The following is a 14,694-nucleotide window of genomic DNA, read 5'->3' as shown; positions in this document are numbered from 1 at the left end:
CGGATCGGACCGATGTTGTAACTCCGTTATTACAGGGGATAAAATGATGAAGGGCACAATCCGCAAGGTCGGCAATTCCCAGGGCGTTATTATCCCTAAAGAGGTACTGCAGCGGCTGGGCTTGAGCCGCGGCGACAGCCTCGAATTGCGAGAGGTCGAGGGTAATATTCGGCTCGTGCCGGAATCGGCGGACCTTGCCGAGCAAGTGCGGGCAGCCCGCATCGGCATGGAAAAATATCGAGTGGCGCTCCGCGAATCCGCCAGGCGATTGAAAATATGCATGACGAGCAGATCGCCGAGCACGGCGGTCTGTCTGGCCTGCGGGATGCCAACGCATTGGAAACCAGTTTGGCACGGCCGCTCGACAAGGTCGGCACATGGCGAAACCGATATCTTCGTATTCGCCGCAGCCTATCTCTACGCCATTGTTAGAAACCACCCATTCAAGGATGGAAACAAGCGTACCGGCTATCTCGCGGCGTTTACGTTTCTATATCAACCGCTACGTCATCAATGCCGATAACGCGCAGGTCATTGCATTTGTACTCGACGTCGCCGCCGGCGAGATCGACGAGGAAGGCGCGACCCGCTTCCTTCGGGATTTCAGCATAGCGCTCAACCCGTCGCCTTGAACTGCTGCTGCTCCAGTTCCCTGCCAAGCCCCTCGATCACATGCGCCCAGCCTTGCCGGGTCTTTTCCTCGTGTTCGGCCCATTCGGCGCACATTTCGTGGGTCAACGTCAGGCGGCTGCCGCCGCCGAGAGGCTCGATCTCGATTTCGACGCGGTCGCAATTGTGATCATGCTCCTCGACGGAGAAGCTGAAGACCATGCGTCGTGGGCGCTTCAGTTCCAGGAAGACTCCCTGGTGGAAGGCGTCGCCGGTCGGGCGGCGGTCGACGACGAAGAAACGGCCGCCGACATGCGGATCGATATCGGCGCGGATGACGTGACCGTCATCGGTCGCGAACAGGAAGCGGCGGGCGATTTCGGGATTGAGCCAGGCGTCGTAGACGACGGCGGGCGGGGCCCTGTAGGTGTGGCTGACATGCACTTTAATTGTGCTGGCGGGCATCAATTTTCCTCCGGTAATGCGCGCACACTCCTCCCGTGCGCGGCCTGCGACCATTCCGTCCGCCTCCGGAGCCGGCCTCTCATATTTTTGGTAACAGCAATGAGATAGAGGAGTTGCCGCGCCCGCCAAGAGACGAGCGCGGAATTTATGCCTCAGCCGGCGAATTTACCGCTGCGCGGAAAGCCCTTCGGCACGGTGCGACCGGCAGTGGCGCGGTCGGCCAGCCATTCGGCAAGCTCGTCCTTGTTCTTCGTGAAGGTACGGCCGGCACTGTCTTCCCAGATAAGGCCGTCTGATATCGCGAAGCAGCGGACGTCGGAAATGCCGCCATCCTTGTAACGCTGCAGACGGACGCCCTTGCCGCGCGACATCTCCGGCACCTGCGCCAGCGGGAAGACCAGCAGCTTGCGGTTTTCGCCGACGACGGCGACATGGTCGCCGCTGACAGGCACGAGCAGTTGCGTTTCCTCGGGCAGCGCGACGTTCATGATCTGCTTGCCCTTGCGCGTATTGGCGACCAGCTCTGCCTCCGGAACGACGAAGCCGTTGCCGGCTGTGGAGACAATCAGCTGCTTGCGCGCGGGATCGTGGACGAAAGCGGTCAACACCGCCTGATCGTTATCCATGTCGACCATGATGCGCAGCGGCTCGCCGTGACCGCGACCGCCGGGCAACTTGTCGCCGCCGAGCGTGAAGGCCTTGCCGCCGGTCGTGACGATCAGGATCTTGTCCGTCGTCTGCGCCGGGAAGGCTATCTTCAAGCCGTCGCCTTCCTTGAAGGTCAGCGTCGCCGTATCGGCGATATGGCCCTTCAGCGCGCGGATCCAACCCTTTTCGGAAATGACGACGGTGATCGGTTCCTTCTCGATCATCGCCTGCTGGATTGCTTCCTCGTCGGCCTCAGGCGCATCGGCAAACTGCGTGCGGCGGCGGCCGACCTCGGTCGCCTTGGCGAATTTCTTCTTCACTTCGCCGATTTCCCAGGCGACCGTCTGCCACTGCTTTTCGTCGGAGGCAAGAAGTGTCTCGATCTCACCCTTTTCCTTGGTGAGTTCGTCGAATTCCTTGCGGATCTCGAACTCTTCGAGCTTGCGCAAGGCGCGCAGCCGCATGTTGAGGATCGCCTCGACCTGATTGTCGGTCAGATCCCAGCGCGCCATCATCACCGGCTTCGGCTCATCCTCCTCGCGGATGATGCGGATGACCTCGTCGATGTTGAGATAGGCGACCAGAAGACCACCGAGAATTTCGAGGCGCCTGTCGATCGCCGCCAGACGGAAGCGCGAGCGGCGCTGCAGAACTTCGCGGCGGTGGTCCAGCCACTCCTTCAGCACCTCGTTCAGCGCCATGACCCGCGGGATGCGGCCCATGGAGAGCACGTTCATGTTGAGCGGGAATCGGCTCTCGAGCTCCGTCAGCTTGAACATCGATTCCATCAGGATCGTCGGATCGACGCTGCGGGTCTTCGGCACCAGCACGACACGGATGTCCTCGGCCGATTCGTCGCGGATATCCTCCAGCAACGGCAGCTTGCGGGCGATCAGCAGCTCGGCGATCTTCTCGATCAGCCGCGATTTCTGCACCTGGAAGGGAATTTCGGTGATGACGATCTGGTAGCCGCCGCGGCCGAGATCTTCCGTCTGCCATTTCGCCCGCACGCGGAAACCGCCGCGGCCGGTACGATAGCTCTCGATGATGCTGTCGCGGCTGTCGATGATGATGCCGCCGGTCGGGAAGTCCGGGCCGGGAATGAATTCGACGAGCTTTTCGACGGTGGCATCCGGATGCTTGATCAGATGCAGGGCGGCATCGCAAAGCTCGTGGGCATTGTGCGACGGGATCGAGGTCGCCATGCCGACGGCGATGCCGGAGGAGCCGTTGGCGAGCAGATTCGGGAAGGCGCCGGGAAGGACGACCGGCTCGGTATTCGATTCGTCGTAAGTATCACGGAAATCGACGGCATCCTGATCGATGCCCTCGAGCAGCAGTTCGGAGACCGCCGTCATCTTCGATTCGGTGTAACGCATGGCGGCGGGGCTGTCGCCGTCGATATTGCCGAAATTGCCCTGGCCGTTGACCAGCGTGTAGCGCTGCGAGAAATCCTGGGCGAGACGGGCAAGCGCATCGTAGATCGACTGGTCGCCGTGCGGATGGTAGTTACCCATCACTTCGCCGACGATCTTGGCGCATTTCCTGAAGGCTGTATTCGGCCTCAGCCCCATCTCGTTCATCGCATAGACGATGCGGCGATGGACGGGCTTCAGCCCGTCGCGCACGTCAGGCAAAGCGCGGTGCATGATGGTCGACAGCGCATAGGCAAGGTAACGCTGCTCGAGCGCCGCCTTGAGGTCGACCGGCTGGATGTTGTCGTCGTCTCCGCCGGAAGGCGGCAAAATCTCTTGTCCCATGGGTCTTGACTAGCCCAGAAGAGCCCGGCGGGCAAGGAATCTAGCCTATTGCAGCTGTGGATGAAGTCTTGGGAATGACATCTCCAACGCATCGTGCTCTCCGAAAATCGGAATAGATTTTCGGAGAGCACGATGCGAGGGTTGAAAGTGTTACAGTGTCCTTTGCGCGTCTGAAAGACGCGCGGCACTGCAAGGATGAGACAAACGTTCCGCCGTAATTTGGACTTCGTTTGCCGTTCCTTTCAACGGAAATTTAGAAGTCCGCAAATATAAAGCGGGCCCAATCCGTAGTAGCGTAACTGCAGATTTCCAACCGCCACACGCCACCAGAGGAATCACCCCATGAATATTTCCCGGACAACGCGGCTGATGCTGTCGGGCGCCGCCTTTTTCTCGCTCGCCGGTTCGGCTTTCGCTCTCGACGGCACCGATTTGCTGAAGAAGCTTAATGCCGCCTATGCCGCTCAGGGCGGGACGATTGCGGCTGAGAACATCGACATCGACGGCACGACCGTGACCTTGAAGAATGTCACCGTCAAGCCGACCGGCGGCGAGAGCCTGCCCATCGGCGAAGTCACCCTTACCGGCGTCGAAGAAGACGAGGATGGCGGCTATTACATCGAAGAGGCCGCCTTCCCCGATATCAACAAAACGGAAGACGGCGTCACGGTGACGGCGCAGGAGCTGACGCTCGGCGGCATCTCGATCCCGGCAACGGCGGGCGGCGACACGCTCGATACCATGATGCTCTACGAAAGTGCCCATACCGGCCCGCTGAAGGTGGTCAAGGACGGCGCGGAAGTGTTCTCGGTGCTCGAAAGCAATATGAACCTGACGCTGCGCGAGGACGAATCCGGCTTCGATTTCGACGGCGCCTTCAAAAGCATGAAGGCCGATCTGACCAAGACCCAGGATGCGCAGAGCAAGGACGCGATCGAGAAGCTCGCACTGCAGCACGTCCAGGGCGACATCACCATGAAGGGCGCCTGGGAACTTGCCCCCGGCACGATCGACATTTCGGAATTCGCCCTCGATTTCACCAACGTCGGCAAGCTCAATCTCGGTTTCAAGATCTCCGGCTACACGATGGCCTTCATGAAATCGATGCAGGATGCGATGAAGGAATCCGAAGCCAATCCGAACAAGGAACAGTCGCAGCAGGCGCTCGGCCTTGCCATGCTTGGCCTGATGCAGCAGCTGTCCTTCGAGGCCGCACAGGTGCGCTTCGAAGATGCTTCGATCACCAAGCGCGCGCTGGATTATGCCGGTTCGCAGCAGAACATGTCCGGCAAGCAGATGGCGGATTCGCTGAAGGCGATGACGCCGATCATGCTGGCGCAGCTCAATATCCCGGAACTGCAGAACGCCGTTTCGGCCGCCGTCAACACCTTCCTCGACGATCCGAAGAGCCTGACGGTCAAGGCCGCGCCTGAAAAGCCGGTGCCGTTCCCGACGATCGTGGGCGCCGCCATGGGCGCCCCGAACACCCTGCCGCAGGTGCTCGGCGTCAAGGTTACCGCCAACGACTGATCGCTTCGATCTTGCGATCAAAGGCCCGGCAGCAGTGAACTGCGCCCCAAAGGTTGATGTCCAACTCTCGGGGCCAGTTCACGGACTGCCGGGCCTTTTCGTTTTCAGGCGCGGTGGCGGGCGACCTCGGCGATCGCGTGGGCTGCGATATCAAGCAGTTCTTCAAGAGGCGCCCCGTCCCTCGCCTGCACCGACATGCCCTGGATGATGGCGCCGAGGAACCGTGCGAGTGCGCGAGGATTCGTCCCGGCCTTGATATCGCGTTCGCGAATGCCGCGCTCGATCCTCGCGGTGAAAGCGTCGAGCGACCGACGACGCATCGCCGCGACATGGTCGACGATCGCTTCGTTCTCGCTGGCGCAGTTCAGCGCCGCCGTCGAGATCATGCAGCCTTTCGGATGCTCCGGTGCCGAGAAGATCGCCGCCGAGCCCCGCAATATGCGCTCGAAGGCGGAGACGGTGTCGATCGGCTCGCCGAGCGCGGAAAAGGTGTCAGCGCCCAGGCCGCGATATTGCTCGAGCGCCGCGCGATAGAGATCGGCCTTCGAGTTGAAGGCGGCATAGAGGCTTTGCGGCGTGATGCCCATTGCGGCGGTGAGATCGGCGATCGAGGCGCCCTCATATCCATGCGCCCAGAAGGTCTCGCGCGCCGCCGAGAGAACGGTCTCGCGGTCGAAGGCCGGCGGGCGGCCGCGTCGTCGGGCGGCGGGATTTTTCGTGTCAGCGCTATTTTTCACAATGATCACTCTAGAAATTCGAAGCAGCTTGCTATATTCAGGAACGGTCATTGTGATTATAGGAGATTTAATCTGATGAGTCTTCCCCTCGAAACGGCGGATGCCGACAGGAATTCATCCCTTGCCGCAGCAGTCGATGCGGCAATCACAAGCGCGATCACCGAAAAACGGCTGGTTGGAACGGTGGTGCTCGTCGCCCGCGACGGAGAGATCGTCCATCGCCGCGCCGCCGGCCTTGCCGATCGCGAAAACGGTTTGGCCATGCGCGAGGACACGATCTTCAGGCTCGCCTCCATTACCAAGCCGATCGTCACCATCGCCGCGATGCGGCTCGTCGAGCAGGGAAGAATCGGGCTCGACGACGCGGTGACGCAATGGCTGCCGGACTTCCGTCCAAGGCTGCCCGACGGCGCCGAAGCAACCATTCGCATCCGCCACCTGCTGACCCATACAGCGGGCCTCGGCTACAGCTTCTCCGAAGAGGACGGCGGCCCTTATATCAGCGCCGGCGTTTCCGACGGCCTCGACGAACCGGGACTGCCGCTGGCCGAGAACCTGCGGCGGATCGCCAGCGCGCCGCTGCGCTTCACCCCGGGCAGCGACTGGCAATATTCCCTCGCCATGGATGTTCTGGGCGGCGTCATCGAGGCGGAAACCGGCGTGCCGCTCGGCGACGCGGTCGCTGATCTGGTGACGAAACCGCTCGGTCTTGCCGATACCACGTTTTCGGTTCGCGACCGCAGCCGGCTGGCGGCGGCCTATATGGATGCTTCACCGGAACCGGCGCTGATGGGCGAGAATGCGCTGGTGATGTCGCTGATGGGTCCCATCCGCTTCGCGCCGAACCGCATCTTCGACCCCGCCTCCTATCATTCGGGCGGCGCCGGCATGGCGGGAACCGCGGGTGACGTGCTCGCCATCCTCGACACCATCCGCAGGGGCGGCGCCCCGCTGGTCTCGAGCGAAACCGTAGGGATGATGACGACCGACCAGGCCGGCGGGCGCCGCCAACAGCACGAGCCCGGTTCCGGCTTCGGTTTCGGCTGGTCCGTTATCACCAATCCGGCCGAGGCAGGCGTCCCCTTCCCCAAGGGCACGCTGAAATGGGGCGGCGTCTACGGCCATAGCTGGTTCATCGACCCGGTCAACGGGCTGACCGTCGTGGCGCTGACCAACACGACGCTGGAGGGCATGTGGGGCAAGTTCACCGTCGATCTTCGCGAGGCGATCTACGCGGCATTATGAGCGAGTGAAACAAGCAAAAGCCCGGCGGTTGTGCCGCCGGGCTTTGCATTTGGGATCAGAGATCTCAGTCTTTCTTGACCGGCGGGATCGGCCGGATCGAGAGCTCGCGCAGCTGCGTCGGCGTTGCCGGGCTCGGCGCCCCCATCAAGAGGTCCTGGGCCTGCTGGTTCATCGGGAACAGCGAGATTTCGCGCAGGTTCTTCGCGCCGACGAGCAGCATGACGATGCGATCGATGCCGAAGGCAGCGCCGCCATGCGGGGGCGCGCCATACTGGAAGGCACGGTAGAGACCGCCGAAACGATCTTCGACATCCTGCTGGCTGAGGCCGACCTTCTCGAAGGCGGCGACCATGGTTTCCGGCGACTGGTTGCGGATCGAGCCCGAGGCGATTTCGAAGCCGTTGCAGACGGCGTCATACTGGAACGCCTTGATCGTCAATGGATCCTGGTTCTGCAGCGCGTCAAGGCCGCCCTGCGGCATCGAGAACGGGTTGTGGGCGAAGTCGACCTTCTTGTCTTCCTCGCTCCACTCGAAGAAGGGGAAGTCGACGATCCAGCACAGTTCGAAGCGGTCGCGGTCGACGAGGTTCAGTTCTTCGCCAGCCTTGGTGCGAGCCTCGCCGGCGAACTTGTAGAACTTTTCCGGCTCGCCGGCGACGAAGAAGCAGGCGTCACCATCTCCGAGACCGAGCTGGGTGCGGATCGCATCGGTGCGTTCCTCGCCGATGTTCTTGGCAAGCGGACCTGCGCCTTCGAGCTTGTCGTTCTCACTGCGCCAGAAGATGTAGCCGAGGCCGGGCTGGCCCTGGCTCTGTGCCCAGGCGTTCATGCGGTCGCAGAAGGCGCGCGAGCCGCCGGTCTTTGCCGGGATCGCCCAGATCTCAACCTTCGGGTTGGAGGCGATCATGCCGGCGAAGACCTTGAAGCCGGAGCCGGCAAAATGTTCGGTCACCGCTTCCATGACGATCGGGTTGCGCAGGTCCGGCTTGTCCGAACCATATTTGCGGATCGCCTCGTCATAGGGGATGCGCGGCCATTCCTTGGTGACCGGCTTGCCTTCGGCGAATTCCTCGAAAATGTTGGTCATCAACGGACCCATCGTGTTCCAGACGTCTTCCTGGGTCACGAAGCTCATTTCGAGGTCGAGCTGATAGAATTCGCCCGGCAGGCGGTCGGCGCGCGGATCTTCATCGCGGAAGCACGGCGCGATCTGGAAGTAGCGGTCGAAGCCCGCGACCATCAGCAGCTGCTTGTACTGCTGCGGCGCCTGCGGCAGGGCATAGAAGGTGCCGGGATGAATGCGCGAGGGCACGAGGAAGTCGCGTGCGCCTTCCGGCGAAGAAGCCGTCAGGATCGGGGTCGTATATTCGGTGAAGCCGACATTGCCCATTTCGCGGCGCATGGCGGAGATGACCTGGGTGCGCTTGACGATGTTCCGGTGCAGCGTTTCGCGGCGAAGATCGAGGAAACGGTATTTGAGGCGGACGTCCTCGGGATAATCCGGCTCGCCGAAGACCGGCAGCGGCAATTCCTTGGCGGCGGAGAGGACTTCGATCTCCTGCGCGTAAAGCTCGATCTCGCCGGTCGCCATGGTCTTGTTGATGGTGTCTTCGGTGCGAGCCTTGACGAGACCGTCGATGCGGATGACCCATTCGCCGCGGACGGTTTCCGCCATCTTGAAGGCCGGGCTGTCGGGATCGGCGACGACCTGGGTGATGCCGTAATGGTCGCGAAGGTCGATGAAGAGAACGCCGCCATGGTCGCGAACGCGGTGGACCCAGCCGGAAATGCGGACGGTCGAGCCGACATCCGTCTTACGGAGGGCGGCGCATGTGTGGCTGCGATAGCGATGCATGATGTCAAATCCTGGCATGTACTGAGACGGCAGCAAGGGTTTCAGGACCCTCAAGCGCCGACAAGAAAATCGGGCGGAAAAGCGCATGGACGCTCCGATTTGTCAAGGCTTGGCGCACGCGGCCGGGCGTTTGACACGCGTTTATGGCGAGGCGGCGGCCGCCATGCTGCGGCAGTTTGGCCGCGCTTGCCGTATTGCTGAAGCTACCGGTCAACTTTAAAAGGATCGGCATTCTCACCGTGGAGCGTCCGCATGCCTCTGCTTACCCGCCGCAACCTCTTGAAGGCATCCGCCGTCGCGGGCGCTTATGGCGCCGGCATTGGCATTGCCGGCAAATTCGGGCTTGCCGAGGCAGCTCCCGAGCCGCAGTTGCTGACGGCGGTAAAGACCGAGGCCATGCTGACCGAGGCGGGACCGACCAGGGATATCATGAGCTGGGGCCACGACGGCATGCCGCCGGTTTTGAGGATGACCAAGGGACGCCCTTATGCGGCGCGGCTGAAAAACGGGCTCGACGAGCCGACCACGATCCACTGGCACGGGCTTCGCATCGACAACCGCATGGACGGCGTACCGTTCATGACGCAGCCCTACATCTATACCGGCGACAGCTTCGATTATGCCTTCACGCCACCCGATGCCGGCACCTTCTGGTATCATCCACATTGCAACACGCTGACGCAGATGGGGCACGGCATGACCGGCGTCATCGTCGTCGAGGACCCAGCCGATCCGGGGTTCGATGCCGAAGTGGTGCTGAACCTGCGTGACTGGCGGCTCGGCGGCGACGGGCAATTCATCGCTCCCTTCCGGCCGCGCGACGCGGCCAAGACCGGCACCTACGGCACGGTGCGCACGGCCAACTGGCACCAGGAACCGCAATATGACGCGCCGGCCGGCGGGCTGGTGCGGCTGCGCATCGCGATCACCGACGTGACGCGGATCTTCTCGCTGAAGATGGAAGGCGCCGATGCGACGGTGATTGCGATCGACGGCAACCCGGTGCCGAAGCGTTTTCCCCTCGACCTCCTGCAGATCGGGCCGGGTCAACGGCTCGATCTCGCCGTGCGCATGCCGGATAGCGACGGCGCGGTCGCGACGCTGGAAGATATCCGCGGCACGACGCCGAAGACGATCGCCAGCCTGCGCGCGGTCGGATCATCGTTGAAGCGCGATATCGGCGATCTCGGGACGCTTGTCGAAAATCCGGTGCCGAAGGCCGATCTTTCCGCCGCCGAACAGATCCCGCTGGTGCTGAGCGCCACCGCCGAGAATGCCGCCGTCGAAAGCATCTGCGGCACGCTCGGCTACAGTTTCTGGGCCATCAACAAGGTGCCGTGGCCGGGCGACACGCCCGATCCGACGGCGCCGCTTGCGGAATTGAAGCTCGGCAGGAGCTATGTCTTCAATCTGGAGAACACCACGCCGCATACGCATCCGATCCATCTGCACGGGATGAGCTTCACGGTGATCTCCTCCTCGACGCGGGAGGTGATGCCGCTCACCTCCGATACCTATCTCATCCAACCGGACGAGAAGGTGCAGCTCGCCTTCGTCGCCGACAATCCCGGCGACTGGCTGCTGCATTGCCATATCATCGAGCATCAGAAGACGGGGATGACGAGTTATCTCAGGGTGAGCTGAGACCGCGCGCCTTCACGATCGTGGCCGCGCGTCGCGCCGTGGTTCGCCCTTGCCTCAGTTTGGACGTGATTCTTCGCCAGCAATGCTCGAAGCGTATGCTGTTGTATTGACATATCGAACCGAAAGGAGAAGGAAGGTTCAACCGACCTTTTCCTTGCGAATGAAATGATATGATCGAAACCACCGCCGATTTGGCGGCCGCCTGCAAAGAGCTGGCCAAGTCCGACTTCATCACCATCGACACCGAATTCCTGCGCGAGACGACCTTCTGGCCGGAGCTCTGCCTGATCCAGATGGCAAGCCCGACGACCGAAGTTCTCGTCGATCCGCTGGCCAAGGGCATCGATCTCGCCCCCTTCTTCGAGCTGATGGCCGATACGAAGGTGCTGAAGGTCTTTCATGCGGCGCGCCAGGACATTGAAATCATCTTCAATCGCGGCAATCTCATTCCGCATCCGATCTTCGACACGCAGGTCGCCGCCATGGTCTGCGGCTTCGGCGACAGCGTCTCCTACGATCAACTGGTCAGCCGCATCAAGAGTATCCATATCGACAAGTCGTCGCGCTTCACCGACTGGAGCCGCCGGCCGCTCTCCGACAAGCAGCTGGAATATGCGTTGGCCGACGTCACCCACCTGCGCGACGTCTACCTGTCGCTGAAGGCGGAGCTCGATCGCGAAGGCCGCACCTCCTGGCTCTCCGAGGAAATGGACATTCTCGAGGCGCGCGAAACCTACGACATGCATCCCGACGATGCCTGGCAGCGATTGAAGATGCGCCTGCGCAAGCCGCAGGAGCTGGCGATCCTGAAATATGTCGCCGCCTGGCGCGAACGCGAGGCACGCGCCCGCAACGTGCCGCGGTCGCGCGTGCTGAAGGACGATGCGATCTACGAGATCGCCCAGCAGCAGCCCAAGGATACCGAGGCGCTGGGCCGGTTGCGCACCATTCCGAAAGGCTGGGAGCGCTCGACTTCCGGCGCCGCTGTCATCGAGGCCGTCAACACGGCGCTTGCTCTTCCGAAGGCCGATATGCCGCACGCACCACGCCAGGCGCAGGCGCCCGAAGGGGCCGCTGCCGCCGTCGAACTGCTCAAGGTGCTGTTGAAGCTGATTTCGGAAAAACACGGCGTGGCGCCGAAGGTGATCGCCAACAGCGAGGATCTCGACAGGATCGCCGCCGAGGGCGAAAAGGCCGATGTCGCGGCCCTCAGCGGCTGGCGGCGCGATCTTTTCGGCGAGCCGGCGCTGCGGCTGATCCAGGGCGACATCGCTCTGCGCTTCGTCGACCGGAAGGTCGAAACCGTCAGCCTCTGAGGTTGGATAGATTATGCAGCACTTCCAAGGGCTGCATCGTGCTTCACGCGTCCGAACGACGCGGCGCCGTCGTTTCGAATTCGCTTGACGGTTGGTTCCGGCCGGAAACAATGGCTGGGTGAAACATCACGGCGCAGAGGCGGCATGCGGGAAATATCTCCGACGCAGAATTGGATCCTGATCGCGATCGTCCTCGCGGCCAGCGGCGTCATCTATGATTCCATGTTCTATTCCAACCAGACGCCCGTCATCGGAGCGATCTTCGCGCTTTTCATCGGCATGCCGATCATCGCTTTCGAGCGTAAGGTGCTGTTGCGCACGCTCTACAGGCGCATCCAGAAGCTGCCGACTTTCGCCTTCATCATCAGCGAGCTGGTGATCTATGAGATCCTGATGAGCATCGGCTTTGCCTGCGCGGGCCTGCTGCTCTGGTCGGTCGGCATGCTGAAGCCGCCGTCGCTCCTCGATCTCGTCATCATGCCGTTCGAGGTCTTCCTCTATGCGCTGGCGGTCTGCGCCTTGATGATCTTCGTCCTGCGTGTGCGAGAACTGCTCGGCCGCGACGTTTTCCTCAGCATGCTCGTCAGCCGCTACCGCAATCCGGTCAGGGAAGAACGTGTCTTCCTGTTCATCGATCTCGTCGATTCGACGGCCTTTGCCGAAAAGCACGGTGACCTCAGGGCGCAGCAGCTGCTGAGCTCGCTGTTTGCGACCTTCGCCGAGCCCGTCAGGCGTCACAAGGGCATGATCAACGACTATGTCGGGGATGCCGCGATCATCACCTGGCCGCTTGCCCGTGGTGTCAAGAATGCGCGCTGCGTGCGCTGCATCTTCGACATCCTCGCCGATATCGACGCCAATGCCGCCGGCTGGCGGAAAAATTACGGCCAGGTGCCGAAGCTGCGCGCCGCCCTTCACGGCGGCGAGATCATCACCGCCGAAGTCGGCGTCGACCATCACAAAATCAGCTATTTCGGCGATACGGTGAACACCACCGCCCGGCTGGAAACCCTCTGCCGCAGTCTGAACCGACCGGTGCTGATCTCCGCCGAGCTTGCCCGGCGCATGGAGTTTCCCGACAACATCTCCTGCGAAGATCTCGGCACCCATGCCGTCAGGGGCCGCGGCCAGGCGCTTGGCGTCATGGCGCTTTCCTCACGCGCGGTGACCGTCCTGAACACGCCCGCCGTCATTCTGCACGGCTGAGCAGCGGTTCGGCCGCACGTCACCAAAGCTTCACCCAACCGTCAATTCGCTGACATCAAAGCCCTGCTAAGCGGAAAGCATTCGCATCCGTTCCACGGGGATATTATGAAGACCGTCCTTTTTGCTTCCGTATCGCTTTTCATCCTGGTCGCGACCTCCGCTGCGGCCGACCAGCAGCAGTTTCCGGCCAAGCTCGCCGGCCAGGCGATCCTGCCTGCCAACACCATGGTTCCGGCACCGGCCGATGCCCCCGAATTCCTCAAGCATTCCGGCAAGTTCACGACGGCGGACCGCAAGCGCACCGAAGCGCTCGGCACCGTTCCCGGCAAGGACGGCGCCCGCATCACCGATCTGAAGCTTCCCTTCAACGGCCAGCCGATCCAGGGTTTTTCCGGCATCAAGACGATGACCGACGGCACCTTCTGGACGCTCTCCGACAACGGCTTCGGCTCGAGGGCAAACTCATCGGACTCCATGCTTTTCCTGCACCAGATGACGTTCGACTGGGCCGGCAACAAGGCTGATGTCGTCAAGAACCTCTTCCTCTCCGACCCCAACAAGATCGCTCCGTTCCCGATCGTGCTCGAAGGCACCGACACGCGCTACCTCACCGGCGCCGACTTCGATATCGAATCGATCCAGCCGGTTTCCGACGGCTTCTGGCTCGGCGACGAATTCGGTCCCTACATCCTGAAATTCGACCCGTCAGGCCGCCTGACCGACGTCATCCCGACGACGCTCGACGGCAAGCCGGTGCTTTCGCCCGACAATCCGCTGATCCAGCTGCCGGGCAACCCGGCCGCGAAGATGCCGGTCTTCAATCTGAAGCGCTCCGGCGGTTTCGAAGGCCTCGCCATGTCGAAGGATGGCGCCAAGCTCTACGGCCTGCTCGAAGGCGCCATCTACAAGGATGACGGCACGATGGAAACGGTCGATGGCCACACCGCCATCCGCGTCATCGAATTCGACGTCGCCGCCAAGAAGTGGACCGGCCGCAGCTGGCTCTATCCGTTCGAAGACAAGGGCGTGTCGATCGGCGACTTCAACATGCTCGACGACACGACCGCTCTCGTCATCGAGCGCGACAGCGGCGCCGGCACCAAGGACAAGGCCTGCGCCGACCCCAAGCAGCCGAAGCCGGATTGCTTCGAGGCTCCGGCCGAACTGAAGCGCGTCTACAAGATCGAGTTCAACGATGCCAATGTCGGCAAGGCCGTCCGCAAGATCGGCTATATCGACCTCCTCAATATCCAGGACCCCGACAACAAGAAGAAGGCCGGCAGCAAGGACGGCGTCTACGACATGCCGTTCGTGACGATCGAAAACGTCGACCGCGTCGACGCCACGCACATCATCATCGGCAACGACAACAACCTGCCCTTCTCGGCCGGCCGCGCCGTCGACAAGGCCGACAATAACGAGTTCAGCCTGCTTGAGGTTGGCGAGTTTTTGAACGCGAAGTAATTCGGGTTTGATGTGAGATAGAGAGGGCGGTGCGTAAGCGCCCCCTTTTTTATCTGGTCGTGGGCATCTAAGTTTCTCCCTCATTCCTGTGCTTTTCACAGGAATGCAGTGCGTCCAAGTCGTTGGGCGCAAGAGAGTTTTTCAACCGCCGCATTGAGCCGTTCACCACGCGGACGCGCGGTGGCTGGATTCCTGTGATGAGCACAGGAATGAGG

Annotated in this window: 10 protein-coding genes and 2 pseudogenes; 8 read left to right on the top strand and 4 right to left on the bottom strand. The window is 61.9% G+C overall.

Annotated elements, in window-relative coordinates:
* Window positions 1–46: 46 nt before the first annotated feature.
* A pseudogene (locus ACMUVN_RS14680) lies at window positions 47–265 on the top strand (AbrB/MazE/SpoVT family DNA-binding domain-containing protein); the annotation flags it as partial.
* An 11-nt stretch (window positions 266–276) separates the two neighbouring features.
* Window positions 277–632 (top strand): annotated as a pseudogene (locus ACMUVN_RS14675) (type II toxin-antitoxin system death-on-curing family toxin).
* Here the strand turns inward: ACMUVN_RS14675 and ACMUVN_RS14670 are convergent.
* Entirely contained in the window at window positions 616–1,074 is a 459-nt protein-coding gene (locus ACMUVN_RS14670) for an SRPBCC family protein (protein ID WP_047616391.1), read from the bottom strand. The pseudogene ACMUVN_RS14675 and the gene ACMUVN_RS14670 sit on opposite strands and share 17 nt — an antisense overlap.
* A gap of 152 nt (window positions 1,075–1,226) precedes the next feature.
* Window positions 1,227–3,482 carry a DNA topoisomerase IV subunit A gene (gene parC / locus ACMUVN_RS14665; RefSeq protein ID WP_097542994.1) on the bottom strand — a complete coding sequence of 752 codons (2,256 nt, stop codon included), beginning with the start codon at window positions 3,480–3,482 and terminating at the stop codon, window positions 1,227–1,229.
* A 342-nt stretch (window positions 3,483–3,824) separates the two neighbouring features.
* Here parC and ACMUVN_RS14660 point away from each other — a divergent pair, with 342 nt between their 5' ends.
* Window positions 3,825–5,012, top strand: coding sequence for a hypothetical protein (locus ACMUVN_RS14660; RefSeq protein ID WP_127430645.1), 1,188 nt, complete (start codon window positions 3,825–3,827; stop codon window positions 5,010–5,012).
* Window positions 5,013–5,116: 104 nt separating this feature from the next.
* Here ACMUVN_RS14660 and ACMUVN_RS14655 read toward each other — a convergent pair whose 3' ends face one another.
* Complete coding sequence (locus ACMUVN_RS14655; protein ID WP_097631116.1) at window positions 5,117–5,758, bottom strand: TetR/AcrR family transcriptional regulator; 642 nt, start codon at window positions 5,756–5,758, stop codon at window positions 5,117–5,119.
* 66 nt (window positions 5,759–5,824) lie between these two features.
* Between ACMUVN_RS14655 and ACMUVN_RS14650 the strand changes: the two genes are divergently transcribed.
* On the top strand, window positions 5,825–6,994 hold the full coding sequence (locus tag ACMUVN_RS14650; protein WP_414815212.1) for a serine hydrolase domain-containing protein: 1,170 nt from the start codon (window positions 5,825–5,827) through the stop codon (window positions 6,992–6,994).
* 64 nt (window positions 6,995–7,058) lie between these two features.
* Here the strand turns inward: ACMUVN_RS14650 and aspS are convergent, their stop codons facing one another.
* The gene (gene aspS, locus ACMUVN_RS14645) at window positions 7,059–8,849 is read right to left on the bottom strand and encodes an aspartate--tRNA ligase (RefSeq protein WP_414815211.1); all 1,791 of its coding nucleotides are present in this window, start codon (window positions 8,847–8,849) and stop codon (window positions 7,059–7,061) included.
* Between the two features lie 252 nt (window positions 8,850–9,101).
* On the opposite strand from aspS, the gene ACMUVN_RS14640 reads away from it, so the two are divergent.
* The 4 genes from ACMUVN_RS14640 to ACMUVN_RS14625 all read left to right on the top strand — a co-directional run bounded on the left by ACMUVN_RS14640 (window position 9,102) and on the right by ACMUVN_RS14625 (window position 14,479).
* Window positions 9,102–10,493: a multicopper oxidase family protein gene (locus ACMUVN_RS14640; RefSeq protein WP_414815210.1), complete on the top strand. Its 1,392-nt coding sequence runs from the start codon at window positions 9,102–9,104 to the stop codon at window positions 10,491–10,493.
* Window positions 10,494–10,663: 170 nt separating this feature from the next.
* Window positions 10,664–11,809, top strand: a complete 1,146-nt coding sequence (rnd, locus tag ACMUVN_RS14635; RefSeq protein WP_414815209.1) for a ribonuclease D — start codon at window positions 10,664–10,666, stop codon at window positions 11,807–11,809.
* Between the two features lie 144 nt (window positions 11,810–11,953).
* Window positions 11,954–13,015 (top strand): adenylate/guanylate cyclase domain-containing protein, encoded by a 1,062-nt coding sequence (locus ACMUVN_RS14630; RefSeq protein ID WP_414815208.1) that lies wholly within the window; start codon window positions 11,954–11,956, stop codon window positions 13,013–13,015.
* A 105-nt stretch (window positions 13,016–13,120) separates the two neighbouring features.
* The gene (locus tag ACMUVN_RS14625; protein WP_414815207.1) at window positions 13,121–14,479 is read left to right on the top strand and encodes an esterase-like activity of phytase family protein; all 1,359 of its coding nucleotides are present in this window, start codon (window positions 13,121–13,123) and stop codon (window positions 14,477–14,479) included.
* Window positions 14,480–14,694: the final 215 nt, after the last annotated feature.

Source organism: Rhizobium sp. IY2, from assembly GCF_047532935.1.
In the GTDB taxonomy this organism is placed as follows: Bacteria; Pseudomonadota; Alphaproteobacteria; order Rhizobiales; family Rhizobiaceae; genus Rhizobium; species Rhizobium anhuiense.
This window is presented reverse-complemented; position numbering and strand designations above follow the sequence as displayed.

Coding starts and splice junctions, on each gene's coding strand:
- ACMUVN_RS14640 (WP_414815210.1), top strand. CDS start 9,102: ATGCCTCTGCTTACCCGCCGCAACCTCTTGAAGGCATCCGCCGTCGCG.
- ACMUVN_RS14650 (WP_414815212.1), top strand. CDS start 5,825: ATGAGTCTTCCCCTCGAAACGGCGGATGCCGACAGGAATTCATCCCTT.
- ACMUVN_RS14630 (WP_414815208.1), top strand. CDS start 11,954: ATGCGGGAAATATCTCCGACGCAGAATTGGATCCTGATCGCGATCGTC.
- rnd (WP_414815209.1), top strand. CDS start 10,664: ATGATCGAAACCACCGCCGATTTGGCGGCCGCCTGCAAAGAGCTGGCC.
- ACMUVN_RS14670 (WP_047616391.1), bottom strand. CDS start 1,074: ATGCCCGCCAGCACAATTAAAGTGCATGTCAGCCACACCTACAGGGCC.
- ACMUVN_RS14625 (WP_414815207.1), top strand. CDS start 13,121: ATGAAGACCGTCCTTTTTGCTTCCGTATCGCTTTTCATCCTGGTCGCG.
- parC (WP_097542994.1), bottom strand. CDS start 3,482: ATGGGACAAGAGATTTTGCCGCCTTCCGGCGGAGACGACGACAACATC.
- ACMUVN_RS14660 (WP_127430645.1), top strand. CDS start 3,825: ATGAATATTTCCCGGACAACGCGGCTGATGCTGTCGGGCGCCGCCTTT.
- aspS (WP_414815211.1), bottom strand. CDS start 8,849: ATGCATCGCTATCGCAGCCACACATGCGCCGCCCTCCGTAAGACGGAT.